We start from the raw sequence: 22,007 nt of genomic DNA, 5'->3' as shown, positions 1-22,007 counted from the left end.
TTAATATCAAGTCTCATTTTACATAAAACTACAAATCATTATTTACTGTATTGCCCTTAGTTACGGAAACAATTATACTAGATATAATCAAAATAAATAATCTGAATATTCTCAGAATTAAAGGTGGAAGTTTTACTATCTATATATAGAATTGAAATATGTCAACTAAATGGATTAGAAAACGATAATAACATTAGGAGGATTACGATGCCCCAGCTTGATTCATTACATCCCACTGTAGAAAAAATAATCAATAATATTGAAAAAATAATGGTCGGAAAACGAAAAGAAACAATCTTAGCTTTGACAGCTCTCTTAGCTGAAGGTCATGTGCTATTAGAAGATGTTCCTGGTGTCGGGAAAACAATGCTAGTACGTGCTCTTTCTAAATCCATTGATGCTGATTATAAGCGAATTCAATTTACACCTGATTTACTGCCGTCAGATGTAACAGGAGTTTCTATTTATAATCCGAAAGAGCTCCAATTTGAGTTCAAGCCTGGACCAATTATGGGGAATTTTGTACTTGCTGATGAAATTAATCGTACATCTCCAAAGACACAATCTGCTTTACTTGAATGTATGGAAGAAGGCAATATTACAATAGATGGTATTACAAGACCTTTACCAAAGCCGTTCTTTGTCATGGCTACACAAAATCCGGTCGAATATGAAGGAACATATTCTCTACCAGAAGCTCAGCTCGATCGTTTCTTATTGAAACTAAAAATGGGATATCCTACACCAGAGGAAGAATTTGAAATTTTAAACCGGATGGAAAAAACAAATCCACTCTCTCAATTACAGACCATTACTACAATACAAGAATTACTTTATTTACAACAAAGCGTACGGGTAGTAAGTATGGACAAAGCAATTAAGCATTACATTGTAAAGCTTGTTAATCAGACTCGTACGTACAGTTCTATACAGTTAGGTGCAAGTCCACGTGGTTCGATTGCTTTAATGAAAGCTTCACAAGCTTATGCATTTATCCATGGCAGGAATTATGTTATTTCAGACGATGTTAAACTTTTAGCCCCTTACGTTTTAGCACATAGACTCATTCTAAAAATGGAAGCAAAATTTGAAGGAATAACTGGCAAACAAGTTATCGCAAAAATCGTTGCACGAACTACCGTGCCTACTCAAAGGACGATGAACCCTTGATGAAACGAATGCTGCGAGCGCTATATCACGTTATGAAGTTATTGCTACTCCCTTTATGCCTAGTCTTAACATTTGTGTACGCTATGTTTCAAGGAGGGTTTGTAAGTTGGTTTTTATTTTACAGCATAATTCCCATTGCTCTTTATTCGCTACTACTCCCCTTCTACGCTTTACGGGACGCTGAAGTAAAGCGAATAACAAACCAAAATGGATATGTAGTAGGAGAACAATTTGTAAGCACGATTACAATAAAAAGAAAATTTCCTTTTCCCTTACTTTATTTAGTTATAGAAGATGCACTGCCACCACAATTTATAAGTTGTAAACAAATAAAGATGAATAAGGTAGTACTCTTCCCAGGATTGAAACGAAATATTTCGTTTCAATATGTTATTGACACAATCCCTAGAGGCGAGCACACTTTTTCAAGCGTTCGTGTCAAAACTGGCGATTTATTCGGCATGATGGAGAAAGAAGTAACTTTTTTAGTTCCAGATACATTTTTAGTCTATCCCCAGTATGTAGATATAGCGTATCGACAATTGGAAAATCATTTCGAACAAGGAGCGCTTTCAGCAAATATAAATTCAGCAAAAGACTCTACAATCTCGGTCGGTGTCAGAGACTATAAACCTGGCGATCGCTTTTCATGGATCGATTGGAAAGCAACTGCACGAACAAACAATATTATGACAAAAGAGTTTGAACAACAGCGCAGCCATAATATTATGATATTCATAGACAGAACCGAGTCTCCTCTATTCGAATCAGTCGTCACATTTACTGCCTCTATCGTAAGGGCTGTCTTGAAACAAAATTCACCAGCATCATTCGTGTCTATCGGAAAAGAACAAACCATTTTCCCTTTAGACAATGGAGATACGCAGTTACAACAAATCCTTTGTCATTTAGCAAAAGTACAAGCAGACAGTGTATTTCCGCTCTCCCAGAGTGTAGACATGGAACTAAGAAAAATTTATGAACCCGTCACGGTTATACTCGTGACCAGTAATCTTTCTCCCGATATTCAAAAGGCGGCTGATTGTGCTGCTATAAGAAATAGAAAATGTATGGTTTTTGTCGTGAAAGAAAAAGCGAATCAACTTTCACACCGAGAACTCAGTATACTAGAAACTCTAAAAAAACGACAAATATTTGTAAACACGGTTTATGAAAACCGGTATACAAACGTGTTTTTTGAGGTGAGCAAATGATGATATTACAAGCAAAATACAAGTGGGATACAAACAGATTCTTCATGCATGCATGTGTATTTCTTCTTTTACTAGAATGGATAAGACCTCTTATAGGTATTACAAATGTAGGTAGATTAGATATTTTCGTAACATTTATAGGAATTTGCTTCGCTCTCTCTTTTTTTCAAACGAGGTGGCAGATTCCTATAAAAATTGTCACAGTCTTATTTATCATTCATTCCCTATATTATAAAAATGCTTTTATAAATCCATCTTGGCTAACAACATTCTTTTCTGATATGTTTCGAAATTCCTCCCTGTTTTTCCAAGGGAATTTACTAGATATTTCTCCAGTTTTTCCGACGGTTTTATTTTTTCTCTCATTTTGGTTTTTGAGTTCTTTCACTTCATTTTGGATTATTCATAAAAAACGTGGGTTTCTATTCCTTGTATTGACTATTATTTATATCGCAACTTTTCATAACTTACATTTATACAATGCAAACTACGCTATTATTCGTACTGTTGTCATCGGCTTTTTTATGCTTAGTCTTCTTCAAGTAGAACGAATAAAAGAACGTGAACACTTACAAAATTATGCTAGAGAAATCTCAAAATTACTTAGACCACTTACAATATTTATCGTATTATTAGCAACCATTGCATACTTTGCTCCAAAATTTGGCCCTCAATGGCCAAACACAATGGATTTTTTAAAATTCAACACATCTGAAGCAAGTAAAGAACAAAAAGTTTCTACAATTGGGTATGGTTTAGATGACTCGCGATTAGGCGGTCCTTTTAAGGCGGATCCTACAATTGTTTTCACAGCACGAACGCAAAACAAACAATATTGGAGAGTAGAAACAAAAGATTTTTATACAGGAAAAGGCTGGGAAATTTCTGAAAATCCGAAAAAGATTTCTTTTAAAAATAAAAACGACGTCGTAAGCTGGTACGAACAAAATACAAAAACGAAAACGACTGAGGCAACAATTACCATGCAAAAAAGTTACCCTCACCTTACCTATCCAGCAGGATTAGTATCAGTTGAGGCTGCTTCTGATGTATCATACAGTGTTGACCCGTTTTCAGAAAAAATTTATACAATGAATGGAGACTCTTCTACTACTTTACATTCGTATAAAGTAACATATGAGATCCCTGAGTTTTCCATAGAAAACTTGAAAGCTGTAAAAACAAATGAAGGTCAAGAAACAAATCCTTATTTTATGACAAAGTACACACAACTTCCCAAGTCATTACCACAGCGCGTAAAAGACTTGGCTGTCAATCTTACAAATGATAAAGACAACCGATATGATAAAGTATTAGCTATTGAAAATTACTTTACAGACAACTCTTTTACATACGAATCAACAAATGTCTTATTCCCTGCCAAAAGCCAAGATTATGTAGATCAATTCCTTTTCGATACAAAAAGCGACTACTGTAATAATTTTTCGACGTCTATGATTGTACTACTTCGTTCTGCCGGGATTCCTGCTCGCTGGGTAAAAGGCTATACAGAAGGAACTCTTGACAATACACTTGCCTCTGCAGAAGGTGAGGATGTTTATACAATCACGAACGATAACGCACACTCTTGGGTCGAAGTATATTTCCCAGGATACGGATGGATTCCATTCGAACCAACAAAAGGATTTACTAATCCCTATAATTTTATAAATAATACGCCTGCTCCTATTTCACAAAATAGCGAAGCAAATAATTCTAATAACACGCAAATACAACAACGAAATAATGAAGCAAAACTTAAAAGTTTAATAGAAAATACAGAAGAAGCTTCTACTAAAAAGGTTACAAATTCTCAAACTAGTTTTTCTTGGTGGTACGTATTCCTCTCTACGATACTAATTAGTATTATGGGATACATTCTCTTCACCACTAGAATGATATGGAGGACATTTCTTATTATTCATTTCTATAAATACCGAAAAGATGATGGTGTTTATCAAAAAGCTTACGGTGCACTTTTAAAACAATTTGCGAGAATTGGCATACCACGGAGTGAAAGTCAAACATTCCGAGAATACGCTCTCCATATCGATACACTTTACAACTCGGCCGATATGCAACAACTTACTGCCAGTTATGAGAACGCTATGTATAAACAGAGGCAGACTGCAGAAGAATGGAAGAAATCTGTACACTTATGGGAAGTGCTTATGAAAAAAGCAGCTTCTCTACCTAAATCAGATGACTTTGATACAGTTATTTAATCTTGAAAATGTGAGTTTAAAGAAAACGTCTCAAAGAACTACATTGTTCTTTGAGACGTTTTTTAATAAAGTGAAACTCCTAATTATTCTCCAAGTACCTTCTCAATCTCAACCTCTAAATCTACCGGCTTCGTCTGCGGCGCAAAACGCCCTACTACTTTCCCGTCTTTTCCAATTAGAAACTTCGTAAAATTCCATTTCACTGCTTTCATACCGAGTAAACCTGGTGCTTGTTCTGTCATGTAGGTATATAAAGGATGAGCCTTATCACCTTTCACATCAACCTTTGCAAACATCGGGAAGTTTACACCGTAGTTTAACTCACAAAAACTAGTAATATCTGCTTCTGTACCTGGCTCTTGTCCTCCAAATTGGTTACAAGGGAAACCGAGTATTTCTAGTCCTTGGTCCTTATATTTATCATACACCTCTTGTAATCCTTTATATTGAGGTGTGAAACCACATTTACTAGCTACATTTACAATAAGAAGTGCTTTTCCTTCATAATCTCTTAACGACTTTTCTTCACCTGTAATTGTTTTAGCTGAAAAATCATAAACTGTCATTGTCTTTGCCCCTCTCTTCACTATCATTCTATGTTTATACTATACTACATTCGTGAATATACAGCTCTTATTACGTACTTACACGCTGAAATGATAGCGCTTTATTTTTGTTCGAAAATTCGACAAAAAATACTAGACTTTTATTTTGGAAAGTTTTACAATTGAAATGTGAACAAAATGTGACAGTTTATATTCCATTATAAAAGAAAAGGATGGTGTCCATTATGAAAACTGCACAACATGAAACGATTTCAAATCGCGAGTTTTATTTCGTACTATATATGATGTTATTGTATGTTACTGGCTGGGTAATCGATGTAAATGGTTTATTCTTAAGCTCCTACTTTAATTTAGCAGGAGAGATTATGCTTCCATTAGTAGGCGGGATTGTTGGACTGTTCATTATGTCTATTAATAAACAACAAACGAAATAATAATATTACAAAAAGGCAGAAGACGAGCTTTCGTTTTCTGCCTTTTTTCTATTTTAGCGTATAATAGAAACATGCAGTATATAAGGAGTGGTAAATATGAAAAAAGTAGAGCAATTATCTTCTCACCTATATCTTATTGATGATTTCGATTTACAGCATAATGAACGAACAGGTACGTACGTTTTATTAGGTGACGATATTACTTTAATTGAAACTTGTGCAGCCCCTTCTCTTCCGTATATTTTAGACGGCTTACAACAATTACATATTGATTTAAACGATGTTAAAAACATTATCGTTACACATGTGCATTTAGATCACGCTGGCGCAGCTGGTTTAATGATGGAAAAGTGCCCAAATGCTACGTTATATGTGCATTCTCGTGGTGCTCGTCATATGATTGATCCAACAAAACTTATTTTAGGTGCAAAAGCTGTATACAAAGAAGATTTCGACAAACTTTTCGATCCCATTCTTCCTATAGAAGAAGAACGTGTTCGTATTGTACAACATGGTGATACATTACAAATTGCAGAAGACCGTAAACTTACATTTTACGATACACCAGGACATGCGAAGCACCATATTAGCATTCACGATTCATTAACAAACGGGATTTTTACTGGCGATACAATTGGAATTTATTATAGAGAACTCGCAGACGTTGATGTAGAGTTATATCTACCATCAACGTCCCCTTCACAATTCCAACCAGATGCGATGATTGCTTCTAAAAATCACATTCAAAGCATGAATGTAGATACTATTTATTTCGGTCATTACGGCGCATCCTCTCATGTTACAGAAGTATACAATCAATTGGAACATTGGTTACCTATTTTCATTCAGACTGGTAAGGAAGTCTTTGAACAGTATAATGATTTCGATGAAGCAACTAAAGCTTTACAAACTGTGTTAATGGATAAAATCTCTTCTCATCTTACAACGTTAAACGTTCCAGCTGATCATTCCGTTTATAATATTTTACATTTAGATATAGAAATTAGCGCAATGGGCATTATTGATTATTTCACGAAGCAAGAAAAAGCAAACTCCACTATTAACTAACAGTAAAAGAAGAGATATACAACAGTAGTTATTGTATATCTCTTCTTTTTTTGAATATATTTTGAGTAAAGGATGGTGGAATATAATGCAAAAAGTAATGCTATACCTCTGCTTCACATTATTTATCGTCTTATTATTATTTGTAGGAGTAAAAATTCAATTTTATTTAGATACAGACACGCAAGTGAACTTTAACGTTTATCCAAAATTATTCTACTTTACACTCTTCCCTCTTATAGTCGGCATTTTATTACGATTCCTTCAATCTATTAATCGCGAAACGAGTAAACAAAATTGGAGCTTTCAACCGGATAAATTTATCGCTATTACAGTGCCTACACTATTCATTTCCTTTTCCCCAGCACTCCTCTTTTCACCACTTGGCGAATACCTACCTTATTTAGTTAATATTATTCTAATAAATACAACTTTTGTTACGATTATTAGTTTAATAGCTGGTTATTCCCTTTTAGATTGTTTTATACAAAAGGATCATGCAGCGATGAAAAAATATAATTGAATGCTTTATTTTCTTTCAATAAAAAAAGCTCGAAGCTAAAGCTTTGAGCTTTTTTACTTATCTCACCTTTTCATTTACATACTCCATAAACTGCTCCGCTTTAATAAACCTTTCTTTGTACGCTTCAGGTACTTCTTCTACTGTTATCCCCCCACTCGATTTCGTTTTTACTAATACGGTTTGATATGACATTAATGCTTCCATATATTGTTCATACTCTTCAGGAGTTAATACTTCTTTACTAGATTTATGGCCATTTAATTTATCAAAATACGGCTGAAGCTCCATCTCTATTCTTTTCATTTCTTCTTTTTTAGCTGATGATAATTGATCGTAATCAATATTACCGTTTGAATCTCCGTACGCAAGCTTTGCATCTGTTAATTTTTTTAATTCTTTTGTAAACTCTTCATATTCCTTCGCACCCATTTCATCTTTCGCTTCTAATAATTTTGCACTAAAACGCATGTACGCCTCTAATGTCATCGCTCCAGCATGTTTTTTTAAATTCTCAAAAGAACCGTATATACCATCCGCCATAATAGATTGATATGCAAAACCGGTCGTAGGGATTAAAAGTGCTGCTGCAAGCACTCCGGCGATCAGGCGTCTCTTCACCTTACTTCCCCCGCGATTCATTTTGATTTGAACAATTATTTTTTCTTTTAACTCCGGCGGGGCAACAATTCCCTTCGCTTCTTCTCGTATAGATTCTCTAACTCTACAATCTAAACTCATTTCACATTCCCTACCTCTCCTAAAAAAATTTCTTCTACTTGCTCTTTTTGACGTAGTTTCTTTAATGCCGCATGAATTCTAGATTTCACTGTACCAATTGGAATATGTAATATTTGTGCTACTTCTTCTTGTGAATAATCATGTAAGTATCTTAAGATAATAACTTGTTTCAATTTATACGGTAATTTATGAATGAGTTCGATTAGTTTTTGGTTTGATATTTTACTTACAACATCGTTAGAAAAATCAATTTGCACTGGCTTTCTTTGCTCTTCTGCTTTTTTTATAATTCGTAGTCGCATCCACCTCTTTCTTCTATAAGAATGAATTTGTTTAATCGCAAGCCCAATTAGCCAAGGACGAAATGGCTTCTTCCTATCATATTTACGAAGCGATTCATATAGCTGTATGTATACTTCTTGAACGACATCATCTACATCCGTTTTATCTTCAATTAAAAAATGTGCTGTTTTATATACTTCTTGAATCGTTACATCATACAATTCGCTATACGCTTCTTTATTGCCTGATAAAGTTAATTGAATTAAATGTGCGTAATCTATTTCACCCTTCATATTCCAGCCCTCCTTTGTCTTACACTATATATTGGCAGGTAATTCATATTTCGTTCGATTTTTTAAAAGTTTTTTTATATAAATTAATATTATGATTCATTGAGTTCATAAGCTTCACTTATAATCAAACATAACTATTATATAATTTTCCAATTTCTAATGAACATTTAAAATGATTTATATAGTCAAATTTAGGAGGATATATGATGAAAGCTATCGTTGTAACGTCGTTCGGTGGTCCTGAAGTGATGAAATATACAGATGTGGATGTGCCGACTATTTCAGAAGACCAAGTTTTAATTCGCGTTGTTGCTACTAGTGTAAATTTCGCCGATATTAAATCCCGTTATGGTAAAAAAGGAAATAAAGCACTACCTTTTATACCAGGGATAGATGTCGCTGGTGTTGTAGAACGAATCGGTTCTCATGTGAAAAATATTTATCCTGGACAGCGAGTCATCGCTTTTCCTCAAAATGGATCTTACGCAGAATACGTTGTCGCAAACGAAAATCTTACTTTTTCTTTACCTCATGAAGTCGATTTTCAAACTGCAGCTGCTTGTCCAATTGTATCTTTTACAAGCTATAATTTACTCGCTAATGTTGCAAGGCTTCAACAAGGTGAATCTGTACTCATTCATGCGGCTGCTGGCGGAATTGGCACTACTGCTATTCAACTTGCTAAACTATTAGAGGCTGGAACAGTTATAGGCATTGTCGGAAGTGAAGCAAAAAAAGAAATTGCTTTAGATGCTGGAGCTGATTATGTTATTTGTCATCAAGCTGAAGATTTTGTAGAGAAAGTCAATGAACTGACAAATGGTAAAGGGGTTGATGTAATTTTAGACTCTATTTCTGGAACGGTTTCTGAAAGAAGTTTAAACTGCCTTGCTTATTACGGTCGCCTCGTTCATTTCGGTAATGCTAGCGGTGAAATTGGTAACTTTCAAACGAAAGATTTACATGCAAGTTGCCGCTCTATACTCGGTTTTAGCTTTGGAACCACACGAAAAAAGCGTCCTGAACTGCTCCAAGAAACTGCAAATGAAGTTTTCCGTTATTTGCGTGACGGACGTTTACAAATTAAGGCTACGAAATCTTTTCCACTTCAAAATGCAGGGAAAGCACATGAATGGGTCGAAAGTAGAAAAAGTACAGGGAAAGTAATACTAACTGTTTAGTCCTCTTCCTGAAATGAATACTGGAAACAGAGGTGGCATTCATGGGATCACGAATTATGCATGTTATTATCGCTAGTGGTATTGCTGAGAAACTATCAATTCACGATAAGACTTCTTTCTTACTTGGAGCTGTAGCCCCTGATGCTGTTCATTCAAAAAAAGAAAAAGGAACCTCACATTTTTATGCCGGTACAACGAAGAACTATACGAGAAGAATAGATTATGATTCATTTTTTCATAAATATGAATCACATATAGATTCCCCATTTATTTTAGGCTATTATACCCACCTCATTGCCGATGATAATTGGCTAAGTGGATTTTTTCTACCTTGGCTAAAAAATAGAATAGAGAATGACGAAACTATCGCACCCCTGTACTATAACGATTTTAAATTGTTAAATGCAAAGTTGCTTCATCATTACGATCAAGAACAACAGCTTTTCTCTCTTCTCAATCAAAAGGCTCACATTGTGGATATTGAAGAGGTTTCTAAAGAAAACGTTTTAGAATTTCGAAAGTATCTTTTTGAAGATATGTTATATCCAAAGCAACATTTGCATGAAGACTTACAAGTATTTACGTTTGACCAAATCGTTGGCTATATTGAGACAGCTATTGAAAAAGGAGTATTTTTTATTAAACAACTCTCTAATGAAAAATCCACTTCAAAAATTTAATCCCCCTCAAATATATTTGAGGGGGATTTTCACATAGCAATATTATTATTGGTTCTTCTCCATAACCGCAAAATAATTCCCTTCACTATCAGCAAAGTTAAACACTTTACCAGAAGGCATAGTTACCATTTCTCCAACAGTAACATTTTTATTTGTTAAATCTGTATATAATTGATCAAGATTTTCTGAGAAGAACATTAGGGACGGTGTACCAAGATTCAATTCTGGGCTCATTTTAGAAATAACTTCTTTATTATGTAATATAATGCTCGTTTCTGCACCGCTTTTCGGAGCGATTTCAATCCATCTCATTCCTTGCTTATTATCTTCCTCTGCAACTACATGAAGCCCTACCTTTTCCGTCCAAAAATTTACTGCCTCATCTTGATTATTTACATATAACATAATTTGTCCTACTTTATGGATCATTACATTTCCCCCTAATGGTTTTTATATTCTATGTAGCTTTCTACAAATACTATCGTTATTCCTTTTGAGTTGGTATGTACTTCTTTGCAAAATTTATCGACTGACTCATCCCATCCAGTTCATCAAAATAATCATTTCTTTCAATCATGTTATATCCGTCGAATCCAATTTTATCTAATACTTTGAAGAATATATCGAAATCTACTTCACCATTCCCTGCTGCGACTTCTATATACTTAGTTGAACGATCACTTTTCACTTCTTTACAATCTTTAATATGAGTTTGTACTATATAATCTTTTAATAGTAATAAACCTTCTCCCGGATTTTCATTTACATCACTTATTAAATTTGCTGGGTCAAAGTTAACAGCTAGTCCTTTCGAGTTTGCAGTTTCTAAAAATCGTTTTAATACTATTGCTTTTTCAGATCCCGTCTCAATGGCGAAGAATCCTCCAAATCTGAACGCTAAGTCCCCTATTTCATTACAAACACGTAGCATTTTATCATAGTACTCACTATTTTCATCCTCAGGGATTTTCCCAATATGGGCTGTTACTATGTTAGCTCCTAACCTTAACCCTTTATCAGTAATATATTTAAAACTCTCTATTACACATTCAGCTTCAGTTCCTATTATTCCATTTTCTCCGAAGCTAATTGCTAATGACGGGACTTGAATCTCATTAAAAGATAAGTTTTCTTTTAATGTATTCCATTGTATCTTTGAGATGTTAGCTAAGTTGAAAGTCGGATTCATAGCATATAATTGAATATATTCTAAATCCCATTCCCTTGCTTTTTGTATTCCTTCGTTTACTTCAATATATTTCGTATTCAAAAACATTCCTAATTTCCTATCCATATATGTACCTTCTTTTTATTATTTCGCATCATTTTAATATTCGACTTTTTTATATTATTTCCTCGTATAAACCAAATAAATAAACTACCCTTTTTTCGATACTCCCAGTAGAAGCATATATATGATAGGCACATTAAAAACACTAATACAATTCCCATTATCACTTGTTTACAAACAAAAAAGACGTAACTACAAATAGTTACGCCTTCTCCATCATTTATCTAGGCTTTTTCTTCCCAGTAAATGCTGGTTTCTTTTTCTTTGGTGCTTTCGGTTTCGTTTCTACGAATGATCCCTTGAACATTTCTTGCTTCGTAAATACAATGCCTAGTTTTTTCGCAAATTGCAGTAATTTACGCTCTTCTTGTGGTGTTACAAGAGACACGACAGTTCCTTCTTTACCCATACGTCCAGTACGTCCTGAGCGGTGAATATATTGGTCTACTGTGTCTGGTAATTCTAAGTGAATTACATGTGTTAAATCGTCAATGTCGATACCACGTGCTGCAATATCAGTAGCAAGTAGAATTTCTACTTTCCCTCCGCGGAAAGCACGCATTGTCGCTTCACGCTCTTGTTTACTTGCTTCTGCATGAAGAGCTGCTGCTTTCATTTTACGGAATTTCAATTTCTCAGTAATTTCATCTAAACGGAATGGGTCGTTTAAGAACGCAACTGCTTTTACATCGCCCATATGCATAATTCTTCTTACGTAATCATTTTTTTCGCGTCGCTCACAAATGATATACGTATGCTCAACTAAGCTTTTTGATTCTGCACGTGTTACACGTACTAATTGTGGTTCCACTGCTAAATCACGTGCCGCATCTTCTGCCGCTTTTGTCATTGTCGCCGAGAAGAATACTAATTGACGATCGCGCATCGTTGATTTAATTACATCTTGCACTGCGCCCATCATTTTTTGCTTTACAATTTGATCAAACTCATCAAATACAATTGTTTTTACTTCATGCATTTTTAGCTTTTTCATACGAATTAATTCTAAAATACGGCCTGGTGAACCGACAATTACTCTTGGGTGTTTCTTTAATTTTTCAACTTGGCGCTTAATATCTGCACCACCAATTAAAGATGCACCTGAAATTTCAGTTCCTGCTGTAAACTTTTGAACCTCTTCATGAATTTGCATTACAAGTTCACGTGTTGGCGCTAAAACAACAACTTGTGGCTGTTTTACTTCAGGATTAATTTTATGTAAAAGGGGTAATAAGTACGCTAATGTTTTTCCTGTTCCAGTTGGAGATTCAGCTATAACGTCTTGTCCTTCTAAAATAGTTGGGATCGCTTGTTTTTGAATTTCAGTTAACTCTTTAAAACCAGCCTTCTCCCAAGCTTGTTGTAAAAATGGTTGCATATCTTTTATCATTTGTTTTTCTCCTTTATCTCTATTTTTGAAGAAAATGCTGTATTGTTCGCACCGTTTCTATCATGTGTGAAATAACAGCTATTAAATCATCAACATGGTCTTCTGTAATCGCTTTTTGAAATAGAACCTCTACCTTATTATGATATGAAATCGCTTGCTTATTATATTCGTATGAAACTTTCTGCATAATCATTCTTTCTTTTCCCCATATAGAACGCATTAATGTTTCAATTTCTTCACATTTTACTTCTGGTTGTTCTAACGGGAATGAAAATGCTAGCTTCATCTCACAACCTGGTGTAAACTGAGGCACTTCTAGTATTTCACCAGACAAGTTCTTTGCATCCACAGATAATGAAAATGTTGCTTCTACTAATGGTTCAAACGGTTCTGTTAATTGAAATGAGATATGATATATACGACTTAATGAAGCAAGATCCATCATATCTTTTCGATCTGTTACAAGAATATCTCCATGTAGATCAAAATCATACACAGCACCTTCTACGATTACTTTTAAATTGTCAAAAGCAGTTGGATCAAACATAATTTCCTCCAAAAAACAGGCGCCTTTCGATGGAAAGGCGCCACTTGATGTATATATAGTTTACAGATAAACGAGATGAATTACAACCTTTTAGAATAAACCTACTGCTTTTCCATCTTCATTTACATCCATTTGAAGTGCTGCTGGCTGTTTTGGAAGACCTGGCATTGTTAACATTGTACCTGTTAACGCAACGATAAAGCCTGCACCGATAGATGGTTTTAACTCACGAATTGTAACGATAAAGTCAGATGGACGACCTAATTTTGTTGCATCGTCAGAAAGAGAGTATTGTGTTTTCGCCATACAAACTGGTAGGTTACTCCAACCTTCTCCTTCATATTGAGCTAATTGCTTACGTGCTTTCGGAGCAAATTCAATATCTTTTGCGCCATATACCTTTTGAGCAATTGTACGAATTTTTTCTTCTAATGGTAATTCTAATTCATAAAGTGGTGCGTAGTTGTTTTCACCTTTTTCGATTTCTTTTAGTACTTTTTCAGCAAGGTCAACTCCGCCTTGGCCACCTTTCTCCCAAACTTCTGTTAAGGATACTGCATAGCCACGCTCATTACACCACTCTTGTAAGTATGTAACTTCTGCATCTGTATCTGTAATGAATTTATTAATTGCAATTACGAAAGGCACACCGAAGCTTTGAATTGTTTCAACATGCTTCTGTAAGTTTTCCATACCTTTTGCTAATGCATCTACATTTTCTTCTTTTAATTGATCTTTTGCAACGCCACCATGCATTTTAAGCGCACGAATCGTCGCAACAATAACAACTGCTTCTGGTTTAATGCCAGCTGCACGAGCTTTAATATCTAAAAACTTCTCAGCGCCTAAATCAGCACCGAATCCAGCTTCTGTAATAACATAATCACCTAATTTTGCTGCCATTGTTGTAGCGATAACACTGTTACAACCGTGAGCGATATTCGCAAATGGTCCGCCATGAATGATAGCTGGTGTATTTTCTAACGTTTGTACTAAGTTCGGCTTTAATGCGTCTTTTAATAATAGTGTTAACGCACCTTCTACACCTAAATCTTTAACCGTTACAGGTTGATTTGCAAAGTTATAAGCAACTACGATGCGAGATAGACGTGCTTTTAAGTCTTGAATATCTGTTGCAAGGCAGAACACGGCCATAATTTCAGATGCTACTGTAATGTCAAAACCGTCTTCACGTGGTACACCTTGTACAGGTCCACCAAGACCAATTACTACGTTACGAAGGGCACGATCATTTAAGTCAACACAGCGTTTCCAAACAATTTTACGTGTATCAATTCCAAGTGGGTTTCCTTGTTGGATATGATTATCAATAAACGCTGCTAATGCGTTATTGGCAGTTGTGATCGCATGGATATCTCCAGTAAAGTGAAGGTTAATGTCTTCCATTGGTACGACTTGTGAAAAACCGCCACCTGCTGCTCCACCTTTTAATCCCATCGTCGGTCCAAGAGATGGTTCACGAAGTGCAATTACTGTTTTCTTACCAATTTTGTTAAAAGCTTGACCTAAACCAACTGTTACTGTTGATTTACCTTCTCCAGCTGGAGTTGGGTTAATTGCTGTTACTAAAACAACTTTACCGTCTTTCTCATCTTGTAAGCGCTTAAAAATATCAAGAGATAACTTACCTTTATAATGCCCGTATGGCTCTAATTCATCTTCTAAAATATTTAAATCAGCTGCAATTTCTTGAATCTTCTTCATACTCGCTTCTTGTGCGATTTCAATATCGGATTTCACTGTTGTAGTAGTTGTCATATACCCTAGTCCCCCTTTAATTGGTTCTGATGATATTGTATCAGTTTTTTGTATTTTCTGCACTTATTTACCTCCTAAAAATTCTTTCATTTCTTTATACGTTTTTTAACATAAATACCCATAAGAATGTTAACGATTGTTGCAACTCTGTAGGTAGTTGACCTAACATCTTCTCATTTACTCCGCGCTTATATACGCCGATGCCATCTACAACTTTAAAACCTTGTTCTTTCGCTAACTGTTCAAATTCCCAAGGCATCATTGTATTACAAACAACGTCTTTTCCGTACAAGCGAGGATAACTATTCTCTCGTGGCTTTGCTGTCGGTCCTAAAATTGCAATACATGCATATCCATCTTTCTTTAACACACGCTTTATTTCATTTAACGCTCGTAATGGCTCTTCCGTCCATTCTAAAGAATTAATTGCCATAATTGATTCAAATTGCTCATTTTCAAATGGTAATGCAGAAAGATCTCCTTTTATAAAAGATAAATTTGGTCCTTCCCCGCGCTCCTTACCTTTTTGAATCATCACTTCCGATAAATCTACTCCCACTGCTTTATAGCCTGCGCGACTTAATTTATATGTACCGTACCCATCACCACAACCAACATCGAGCACTAGTGCTTCTTTCTTCACGTATTGTTCAAAAAACGGAATAATTGTGCTCCTACTCCCGCTGTCCCACATCTCTTGACTATTTTGATTCCAAAACTCTGCACTACTATCCCATTTCTTTTCTGCTGATTCATGCCAATTAAATTTCGTCATACATTCCCCTACCTTCACGCTTTATCACTCATTTCATTCTACATCATTTTCCAAAATTCCTGTTTTATCCCGCTTGTAGTAAGACACCTACCTCAAAATTCAATGGATGCGGACCAGTTAATGGGAGAGAACTGCTAATAAAAATCCAATTGTTGCTGGCTGATAATCAGTCCTAGTGAAAAAAATCCCACACTCTATCTTCAATAGGAGATGGATATGTTAACGATGGAATACGTATTCTCCATTTTTTGCTTTACTTGGGTTTAACTCATACTCATGCTCTTCTCATTTTGAAAGATACTATAGATACACCCAATTGAAAGAGAGGGATGTACATGCGAAGAAAGAGAAATCATCATTTTAAAAGTGGTGAAAAAAACGAAGAGTATGCTGCTGAAATATCACCAGCTGGCATTCCAATTAGACATAAGCGTAAAGAAATTGCAAATGAAATAGAAGGTACAAATACCGGCGCAATGGTAGGCTATGTCGCTTTATTTCTTTCGTTATTCTCCATTGCTTTTTATCCAGTTACGCTCGGCTCCCTAGCAATTTTAGTTGGCCTATTAGCTGTCAATTTCGGAGCAAGAACACTTGGATATACAGCAATTGGTTTTGGTAGTTTTTCTGTTTTATTTACTTTACTTTATCCCCTTGCTTTGTCAGCGTTTTAAAAAAACACACCAAGTTATACTTGGTGTGTTCATTCGTGATACAACATAATATGACCGCATCCACAGCAATGTTTCGCTGTAATTTCTTGAAACACTGGATAATTTTCTTCATCCCTATGCTCAATAAAAACCTTTTCAAAACGGTACATGTTTGGCGCATATGCCCAATCTTGTTTCGTACGTGCATATAACGTTGAGGAAAAAAACTCCTCACCACCGCAAACGATACATGTATTCTTCATCGCTATCCCTCCTATGCTTGTCTTACTTCATCTATATGAACATAAGCATAAAAAAAAGACCTTCTATTACTAGAAAGTCTTCTCTGAAACAAAAAGAAATGTACCAAACATTCCTACTCCGCTATATTCTTTTGAAACACCAGCTTCTGTTTTAAATGTTTGCTTTACAGTCATAAAGAATACACCATTTCGTGCATCTGTACTTTCAAATTGTAGTTTTTCTTTTTTACCATCTACATTTTGCGTGCATTCAAAACTACTCTCGTTACAATTCAATGCATACTTATCCTGTACATACACTTTAAAATCTGATTCTTTCGGACAAGTTATAAGTAATATTGCCACGAGAATAATACTTATAATACCCACAATTGTATAATATTTCTTCATTTGTACTCCTTTCAAATGACAAGAAAACTTGACTTCATACGCCAAGTTTTCTTAGTCAACAACCCATTGCCACTCTTGTTCTTTCTTATCAAAAATGAGCCAACCTGTTTCTGTTGCTTCCTCTTTCAATTCATCGATATTATCTAACACCTCATCCGTACTTTCATACGAACCAACTACATATACCGGAATTTCAAGACCTCTTCTTGACTCAATCTTCCCTGCTAGATCTATGTAAAGACCATCTTCCATTAGTGGAATAAGTCCCATAATCAATTCTTTTGAAATCGCTGGGAAAATTTTTGATTTTTGGAAGAAAGAAAAACGTTTCTTACCGAAAGCACCGAGTTTATACGGAATGACTTTACTTAACATTCCTACAAAATCAGCAATTCTACGATAATACACTTTGTTGTACCATCCGTCATCATGTGAAAAATAAACAAATCTATTTTTCAACAGCGGAAAGAATGTTCTTGCAAGTGGTTCTTTTTTGTGAGCCAAATATAATAATTCTGCAATTTCTTTCGGCTCTAATTCATCTAAATCGCTTGCATCATCAAAATCTACCCAACAAAATTCATCAAATTCATCAATCTCTGCTTGAATTAACTTATGTATATTTTCTTCCTCAACATATTCAAATAAAGTATGATAATGAAAATCCGTCCATTCGAAGTTGTGCTTCAAAAGCAACACTTGATGAAGCGGTGAAGGGATGTTACTCGCAAACTCTTTAAACGTAATTCCTGATGTAATAAAACAATGACCTCGACGATTACCATTAATATATATCATATTCTTTACTTGGTCAGATCCTCCAGACAAAGCACCTAGCCACCTTCGTTTTATATGTTTCAATTCTATAGCATATTTTAACATGAAAAATTTTAGAAACATAGAAAAAACTTCAAAAACTATTTACAATTTCATGTGTTTTATTACATAGTGATTACAAGAAAAAACGCCTGCTCATAAGCAGGCGTTTTTAAAGGATTTCATCAGGGTTTTGAGGATGATGATTTCCCTCTTTCTTTTCTTCTTTTTGGAACATCGATTGAATTTTATCAATTGTTTGTGGAGCTAATTCAATCATTTTTTCTGCTAAATGTGTCGCATTTTGTAGATGAAGAATATTTACTCCATCTTTATTCACCACAAGAAATGCTACTGGTGTAATAGAAACACCACCCGCGCTACCGCCACCAAATGCAGCGTTACCGTTCGCTCTTTGTCCATCATTCGTTTGGAAATCAGAACCTCCTGCTCCAAAACCGAACGCTACTTTAGAAACCGTTAACACCACACCACCGTCAGCCGTTTGAACAGGCTCTCCAACAATCGTATTTACATCAACCATTTCTTTTAAATTTTCCATTGCTGCTTTCATTAACCCTTGAATTGGATGATCCACCGTTCATAACCTCCTTTGTCATATCTTTCCTAGTTTTTCCGAAAGTTTGTGAACTAAACATAAAATTTTATATTGATTTCAAAAAACTTAAGTTGTAATATTTAGAAAAATAAAAAAGAGGTCGATTCATTATGATGCGAAAATTAACAAAGAAAGATCATGAACAAGTATTCGCTTACCTAAAAGAAGAAGCAGCCCTTAACTTGTTTATTATTGGAGATATTGAAGCTTTCGGTTATGACACAGATTTTCAAGAACTATGGGGAGTATTTAAAGAGAATGGAACATTAAAATCAATTTTACTCCGATTCCACGATTCATTTATACCATATAGTAAAGAAGACTTTGTTACCACTGATTATGAGGCACTTCTTTCCGCATATAAGCCACTTAAACTCTCTGGCAAGTCAACTATTGTAGAAAGATTTGAAACTGCTCCAAGTGTACAACTAGGCGCCAAAAATGAAATGTATTTTTGCGAATGTCTAAATGACAACAACTTACCTAACACACCAATTTATGAAACAATTAAACTTGCCTCACTCGATGATATAGAACGAATTATGAAATTACGAAGTGACATCGCTGAATTTCCGACTACTAATGAATCAGAGAAAATATTAAGGCAGGCTATCGAAACAAATACAGGACGCACATACTATATTGAAAAAGATGGCGTGATCATCGCATCCGCCTCTACTTCCGCTGAAAATTCATTATCCGCTATGGTAGTTGGTGTATGTACACACCCGAATTATCGCGGAAATGGCTACGCTTCACTCATATTACAAAAAATGATCCAAGACTTTACGAAAGAAGGCCGAACACTTTGTTTATTTTATAACAATCCAGCTGCTGGACGAATTTATAAACGACTAGGGTTTAAAGATATTGGTATGTGGACGATGTATCGATAATAAGAGATACTCTATAAACGAAAATAGTTGTAACTTAGCAATAAAAGCCGATTACACAAAAACTTCACACCGTTATTATGAAGAAACTACTTGAGGAGCGAGGACTCTAACTAAAAAATGGTATGCATTCAAACTAAATTTAGACAGATAAAGTGAAACTTTAATCAGTGGGGGGTTTTCTCCATCCCCACTGATTATTAGTTGAACCAATCGGACTTTTATGGGCAGTTGATCCCCCACCTAACTTCTTTGCTTTCGCTGCATTTTGAGGTGGGGGTCTTACTGCCCATTAAAGCGGGATAAACGCCCCAATTGTTGCATCTACTCCAGCAATTGGGGCGTTTATCCTCAAATTCTTTCCACTATATTTATGAAACATTTATCACAATTATGTCGCTATTATCTTTCCGTACAAATGCCCTTCTAAATATTACTGCGTCTTATTATACTTTGCTTTAAAATCAATATATTCCTGTTTCGCATCTTGGTTATTACCTTGGTGACTATCAAAAGATGTATGTATTTGTGATATGTATTTTACTAACTTGCCTTCATCATTTCTTTTCTTATAATTTATTACAATACTTACTTCCAATATCTGCTCTGAACCCTTTGTAAACTCAATATGCAGTGCGATCGATCCACCACCATATTCATCATATTGTATTTTCAACTTATCATTAATAATACTTTGAAACTCTGATTCAGTTAGTTTATATCCAACAGTACTAGGCTGACCAAACTTTTTTATATCATCTCCTGGCTTCATCTTTAGTTTCCCAATCCCTTTTAAACGATCTACAATTAAGTTCACGTATGAAACATCCAGACTTGAATCCGTACTTTGTACCTGTCCATTCTCATAACTAATATTTGTACTATAATTAACTTCTTCTCTATAATTTTTATTATCTACTTTCGAGGTAATTTCTTGTGTTGTATTTCCATATAAACTTTTATCTTTCGTATTATATATACCTTTCGAAGTTTGATAAATTGTTTTACTGTGCTCTCCATCTTCCTTTTGCTCATATGTACTATATATACCTCTTTGTTTCACATACGCATATCCATCATCACTAGCGGACATAACCTTTTTCATGTCACCTTCATCCAAAGCTTTGACAAATGGCTCATACTCTATCTTTTTTTCAAAAAAACTACATGCTTGTAGTAAGCTGATTGTTATTATGATACTAATCATTTTAAAAACCCTTTTTTTTTTCATTTCATCATCACACTACTCTCTCTACACTTTCGATCAGATAACCTTCTAATCACTTTAATCACCTTACATAATTAAATTTTCTTTTAAAAGTTAAAATACTCTCCTGTAAATAATTACTTTTCTATCATCAAAACTTACAATACACACTTTCTTTATGCCTTACGTTTCGATTTACTTTTTTTATTTTTCTTTTGATATCTTGGAGTTTCTCTTTTATGTTGCTCCCACGTTTTATTAAATGACGGAAATTTAAACCTGCAATATGCTAATAGCTGAAATTCAGCTGCTCCGATTGCTATCGTATACATTAAAACAGTACCTATTACATATCCAATAAAAGTATCAAACGCATAATCATTATGAAAATAAATCAAAATAAGAAGGATTAATGCGTATAGTGTAGCCCACTTCATCATCTTTCCTTTTGTTTTACTAAAGAAAGAAGCAGACCTCTCATCCATACTAAACGCACCTTCACTTGCCAATTTAAATGTATCTATTGTTGTTACAATATGGAAAATTACCGCTCCTAAATATAGCAAACATACATAATTCAACGTAATACGATCCATTGAATTATTAGCTATTTCAGAAACAACTAAAACTGTAAGTAATATAGTGCCATTTGAAATGCATTTAATATTACAACAATTGTTTGTAGCTTTTGAAATTTAAATTGTGCTTTTGGAAATAAATATAGCACGAAAAAAATTACTTGCAGAGCATATGCCAACACCTCTAGCTTAACAACCCCTATGTTAAGGAGAACCATACAGTACTCCCAACCACCTGATACAATAATAGAAAAAACGGCTATTGAACTATAAAGTATTCCTCCAAACATAAAACCCGTAGCCCCTTCAGGACTTAAACGATCATTACATGTCATTCGAAACTTATCTAAATCTTCTTCTTTTATATTCCACACCTTGACATTTCACCTTCTATACAGTTTAAATAATTTCCATTTACTTCAATTCTATTTCACT

The 22,007-nt window shown here is 34.8% G+C and carries 24 protein-coding genes and 1 pseudogene; 10 read left to right on the top strand and 15 right to left on the bottom strand.

The features are described 5' to 3' along the window. Positions 1–207: 207 nt before the first annotated feature. Genes AXW78_RS10355 through AXW78_RS10345 form a run of 3 tightly spaced genes read left to right on the top strand, consistent with a single transcriptional unit; the run spans position 208 to position 4,609 of the window. Entirely contained in the window at positions 208–1,170 is a 963-nt protein-coding gene (locus tag AXW78_RS10355) for an AAA family ATPase (protein WP_001135813.1), read from the top strand. Beyond that, positions 1,170–2,384 carry a DUF58 domain-containing protein gene (locus AXW78_RS10350; RefSeq protein WP_000827539.1) on the top strand — a complete coding sequence of 405 codons (1,215 nt, stop codon included), beginning with the start codon at positions 1,170–1,172 and terminating at the stop codon, positions 2,382–2,384. Before AXW78_RS10355 ends, AXW78_RS10350 begins: the two co-directional genes overlap by 1 nt. Then, on the top strand, positions 2,381–4,609 hold the full coding sequence (locus AXW78_RS10345; protein WP_061884105.1) for a transglutaminase TgpA family protein: 2,229 nt from the start codon (positions 2,381–2,383) through the stop codon (positions 4,607–4,609). Before AXW78_RS10350 ends, AXW78_RS10345 begins: the two co-directional genes overlap by 4 nt. A gap of 83 nt (positions 4,610–4,692) precedes the next feature. Here AXW78_RS10345 and bsaA read toward each other — a convergent pair whose 3' ends face one another. Beyond that, positions 4,693–5,175, bottom strand: a complete 483-nt coding sequence (bsaA, locus tag AXW78_RS10340) for a glutathione peroxidase (protein WP_000219442.1) — start codon at positions 5,173–5,175, stop codon at positions 4,693–4,695. Between the two features lie 224 nt (positions 5,176–5,399). Here bsaA and AXW78_RS10335 point away from each other — a divergent pair, with 224 nt between their 5' ends. The 3 genes from AXW78_RS10335 to AXW78_RS10325 all read left to right on the top strand — a co-directional run bounded on the left by AXW78_RS10335 (position 5,400) and on the right by AXW78_RS10325 (position 7,197). Continuing rightward, on the top strand, positions 5,400–5,609 hold the full coding sequence (locus tag AXW78_RS10335; protein WP_000844984.1) for a DUF3925 domain-containing protein: 210 nt from the start codon (positions 5,400–5,402) through the stop codon (positions 5,607–5,609). 96 nt (positions 5,610–5,705) lie between these two features. Beyond that, positions 5,706–6,677, top strand: coding sequence for an MBL fold metallo-hydrolase (locus tag AXW78_RS10330; protein WP_000754971.1), 972 nt, complete (start codon positions 5,706–5,708; stop codon positions 6,675–6,677). A gap of 85 nt (positions 6,678–6,762) precedes the next feature. Next, positions 6,763–7,197: a hypothetical protein gene (locus AXW78_RS10325; RefSeq protein ID WP_001174540.1), complete on the top strand. Its 435-nt coding sequence runs from the start codon at positions 6,763–6,765 to the stop codon at positions 7,195–7,197. A gap of 57 nt (positions 7,198–7,254) precedes the next feature. Here AXW78_RS10325 and AXW78_RS10320 read toward each other — a convergent pair whose 3' ends face one another. Then, positions 7,255–7,935 (bottom strand): DUF3600 domain-containing protein, encoded by a 681-nt coding sequence (locus tag AXW78_RS10320; protein ID WP_000050698.1) that lies wholly within the window; start codon positions 7,933–7,935, stop codon positions 7,255–7,257. Continuing rightward, positions 7,932–8,510: a sigma-70 family RNA polymerase sigma factor gene (locus tag AXW78_RS10315; RefSeq protein ID WP_000675554.1), complete on the bottom strand. Its 579-nt coding sequence runs from the start codon at positions 8,508–8,510 to the stop codon at positions 7,932–7,934. The genes AXW78_RS10320 and AXW78_RS10315 overlap by 4 nt, the downstream gene beginning before the upstream one ends. Positions 8,511–8,716: 206 nt before the next feature. Here AXW78_RS10315 and AXW78_RS10310 point away from each other — a divergent pair, with 206 nt between their 5' ends. After that, entirely contained in the window at positions 8,717–9,691 is a 975-nt protein-coding gene (locus AXW78_RS10310) for a quinone oxidoreductase family protein (RefSeq protein ID WP_061884104.1), read from the top strand. Positions 9,692–9,732: 41 nt separating this feature from the next. Then, positions 9,733–10,371, top strand: a complete 639-nt coding sequence (locus AXW78_RS10305) for a zinc dependent phospholipase C family protein (protein WP_061884103.1) — start codon at positions 9,733–9,735, stop codon at positions 10,369–10,371. A gap of 45 nt (positions 10,372–10,416) precedes the next feature. On the opposite strand, the gene AXW78_RS10300 is transcribed toward AXW78_RS10305, so the two are convergent. The 6 genes from AXW78_RS10300 to AXW78_RS10275 form a co-directional block, all read right to left on the bottom strand. Next, entirely contained in the window at positions 10,417–10,800 is a 384-nt protein-coding gene (locus AXW78_RS10300; protein WP_061884102.1) for a VOC family protein, read from the bottom strand. A 55-nt stretch (positions 10,801–10,855) separates the two neighbouring features. Continuing rightward, positions 10,856–11,665: a sugar phosphate isomerase/epimerase family protein gene (locus AXW78_RS10295; protein WP_000375222.1), complete on the bottom strand. Its 810-nt coding sequence runs from the start codon at positions 11,663–11,665 to the stop codon at positions 10,856–10,858. A 217-nt stretch (positions 11,666–11,882) separates the two neighbouring features. After that, a complete protein-coding gene (locus AXW78_RS10290) occupies positions 11,883–13,052 on the bottom strand; it encodes a DEAD/DEAH box helicase (RefSeq protein WP_000588614.1) in 1,170 nt (389 codons plus the stop codon). A gap of 19 nt (positions 13,053–13,071) precedes the next feature. Continuing rightward, the gene (locus AXW78_RS10285) at positions 13,072–13,599 is read right to left on the bottom strand and encodes a hypothetical protein (RefSeq protein ID WP_000460219.1); all 528 of its coding nucleotides are present in this window, start codon (positions 13,597–13,599) and stop codon (positions 13,072–13,074) included. 90 nt (positions 13,600–13,689) lie between these two features. Continuing rightward, positions 13,690–15,378 (bottom strand): formate--tetrahydrofolate ligase, encoded by a 1,689-nt coding sequence (locus AXW78_RS10280; protein ID WP_033672993.1) that lies wholly within the window; start codon positions 15,376–15,378, stop codon positions 13,690–13,692. A 94-nt stretch (positions 15,379–15,472) separates the two neighbouring features. Beyond that, positions 15,473–16,153: a class I SAM-dependent methyltransferase gene (locus AXW78_RS10275; RefSeq protein ID WP_000160041.1), complete on the bottom strand. Its 681-nt coding sequence runs from the start codon at positions 16,151–16,153 to the stop codon at positions 15,473–15,475. A gap of 335 nt (positions 16,154–16,488) precedes the next feature. On the opposite strand from AXW78_RS10275, the gene AXW78_RS10270 reads away from it, so the two are divergent. Next, positions 16,489–16,827 carry a hypothetical protein gene (locus AXW78_RS10270; RefSeq protein WP_001253201.1) on the top strand — a complete coding sequence of 113 codons (339 nt, stop codon included), beginning with the start codon at positions 16,489–16,491 and terminating at the stop codon, positions 16,825–16,827. 29 nt (positions 16,828–16,856) lie between these two features. On the opposite strand, the gene AXW78_RS10265 is transcribed toward AXW78_RS10270, so the two are convergent. The 4 genes from AXW78_RS10265 to ytfJ form a co-directional block, all read right to left on the bottom strand. After that, positions 16,857–17,069, bottom strand: a complete 213-nt coding sequence (locus tag AXW78_RS10265; RefSeq protein WP_000798747.1) for a hypothetical protein — start codon at positions 17,067–17,069, stop codon at positions 16,857–16,859. A 69-nt stretch (positions 17,070–17,138) separates the two neighbouring features. Next, positions 17,139–17,459: a hypothetical protein gene (locus tag AXW78_RS10260; RefSeq protein ID WP_000761174.1), complete on the bottom strand. Its 321-nt coding sequence runs from the start codon at positions 17,457–17,459 to the stop codon at positions 17,139–17,141. 51 nt (positions 17,460–17,510) lie between these two features. Further along, positions 17,511–18,287 carry an oxalate:formate antiporter gene (locus AXW78_RS10255; RefSeq protein ID WP_000014087.1) on the bottom strand — a complete coding sequence of 259 codons (777 nt, stop codon included), beginning with the start codon at positions 18,285–18,287 and terminating at the stop codon, positions 17,511–17,513. Positions 18,288–18,447: 160 nt separating this feature from the next. Next, positions 18,448–18,873: a GerW family sporulation protein gene (ytfJ, locus tag AXW78_RS10250; protein ID WP_000349986.1), complete on the bottom strand. Its 426-nt coding sequence runs from the start codon at positions 18,871–18,873 to the stop codon at positions 18,448–18,450. Between the two features lie 131 nt (positions 18,874–19,004). Between ytfJ and AXW78_RS10245 the strand changes: the two genes are divergently transcribed. After that, positions 19,005–19,790, top strand: a complete 786-nt coding sequence (locus AXW78_RS10245) for a GNAT family N-acetyltransferase (protein ID WP_061884101.1) — start codon at positions 19,005–19,007, stop codon at positions 19,788–19,790. A gap of 430 nt (positions 19,791–20,220) precedes the next feature. Here the strand turns inward: AXW78_RS10245 and AXW78_RS10240 are convergent, their stop codons facing one another. Then, entirely contained in the window at positions 20,221–20,994 is a 774-nt protein-coding gene (locus AXW78_RS10240) for a DUF3952 domain-containing protein (protein WP_061884100.1), read from the bottom strand. A 176-nt stretch (positions 20,995–21,170) separates the two neighbouring features. Next, positions 21,171–21,946, bottom strand: a pseudogene (locus AXW78_RS10235) (hypothetical protein). Positions 21,947–22,007: the final 61 nt, after the last annotated feature.

It is taken from the genome of Bacillus thuringiensis (assembly GCF_001595725.1).
Classification (GTDB): Bacteria; Bacillota; Bacilli; order Bacillales; family Bacillaceae_G; genus Bacillus_A; species Bacillus_A thuringiensis_K.
The sequence above is the reverse complement of the archived record's forward strand: the minus strand, read 5'-3'. Positions and strand labels throughout refer to the sequence as shown.

Excerpts from the sequence above, each read along its gene's own strand:
- AXW78_RS10310 (WP_061884104.1), top strand. The coding sequence starts at position 8,717 with ATGAAAGCTATCGTTGTAACGTCGTTCGGTGGTCCTGAAGTGATGAAA.
- AXW78_RS10355 (WP_001135813.1), top strand. The coding sequence starts at position 208 with ATGCCCCAGCTTGATTCATTACATCCCACTGTAGAAAAAATAATCAAT.
- AXW78_RS10325 (WP_001174540.1), top strand. The coding sequence starts at position 6,763 with ATGCAAAAAGTAATGCTATACCTCTGCTTCACATTATTTATCGTCTTA.
- AXW78_RS10315 (WP_000675554.1), bottom strand. The coding sequence starts at position 8,510 with ATGAAGGGTGAAATAGATTACGCACATTTAATTCAATTAACTTTATCA.
- AXW78_RS10265 (WP_000798747.1), bottom strand. The coding sequence starts at position 17,069 with ATGAAGAATACATGTATCGTTTGCGGTGGTGAGGAGTTTTTTTCCTCA.
- AXW78_RS10350 (WP_000827539.1), top strand. The coding sequence starts at position 1,170 with ATGAAACGAATGCTGCGAGCGCTATATCACGTTATGAAGTTATTGCTA.
- AXW78_RS10330 (WP_000754971.1), top strand. The coding sequence starts at position 5,706 with ATGAAAAAAGTAGAGCAATTATCTTCTCACCTATATCTTATTGATGAT.
- AXW78_RS10290 (WP_000588614.1), bottom strand. The coding sequence starts at position 13,052 with ATGATAAAAGATATGCAACCATTTTTACAACAAGCTTGGGAGAAGGCT.
- AXW78_RS10320 (WP_000050698.1), bottom strand. The coding sequence starts at position 7,935 with ATGAGTTTAGATTGTAGAGTTAGAGAATCTATACGAGAAGAAGCGAAG.
- AXW78_RS10240 (WP_061884100.1), bottom strand. The coding sequence starts at position 20,994 with ATGATTAGTATCATAATAACAATCAGCTTACTACAAGCATGTAGTTTT.
- AXW78_RS10245 (WP_061884101.1), top strand. The coding sequence starts at position 19,005 with ATGATGCGAAAATTAACAAAGAAAGATCATGAACAAGTATTCGCTTAC.
- AXW78_RS10280 (WP_033672993.1), bottom strand. The coding sequence starts at position 15,378 with ATGACAACTACTACAACAGTGAAATCCGATATTGAAATCGCACAAGAA.
- AXW78_RS10345 (WP_061884105.1), top strand. The coding sequence starts at position 2,381 with ATGATGATATTACAAGCAAAATACAAGTGGGATACAAACAGATTCTTC.
- AXW78_RS10300 (WP_061884102.1), bottom strand. The coding sequence starts at position 10,800 with ATGATCCATAAAGTAGGACAAATTATGTTATATGTAAATAATCAAGAT.
- AXW78_RS10305 (WP_061884103.1), top strand. The coding sequence starts at position 9,733 with ATGGGATCACGAATTATGCATGTTATTATCGCTAGTGGTATTGCTGAG.
- AXW78_RS10295 (WP_000375222.1), bottom strand. The coding sequence starts at position 11,665 with ATGGATAGGAAATTAGGAATGTTTTTGAATACGAAATATATTGAAGTA.
- AXW78_RS10285 (WP_000460219.1), bottom strand. The coding sequence starts at position 13,599 with ATGTTTGATCCAACTGCTTTTGACAATTTAAAAGTAATCGTAGAAGGT.
- bsaA (WP_000219442.1), bottom strand. The coding sequence starts at position 5,175 with ATGACAGTTTATGATTTTTCAGCTAAAACAATTACAGGTGAAGAAAAG.
- AXW78_RS10335 (WP_000844984.1), top strand. The coding sequence starts at position 5,400 with ATGAAAACTGCACAACATGAAACGATTTCAAATCGCGAGTTTTATTTC.
- AXW78_RS10270 (WP_001253201.1), top strand. The coding sequence starts at position 16,489 with ATGCGAAGAAAGAGAAATCATCATTTTAAAAGTGGTGAAAAAAACGAA.
- AXW78_RS10275 (WP_000160041.1), bottom strand. The coding sequence starts at position 16,153 with ATGACGAAATTTAATTGGCATGAATCAGCAGAAAAGAAATGGGATAGT.
- AXW78_RS10260 (WP_000761174.1), bottom strand. The coding sequence starts at position 17,459 with ATGAAGAAATATTATACAATTGTGGGTATTATAAGTATTATTCTCGTG.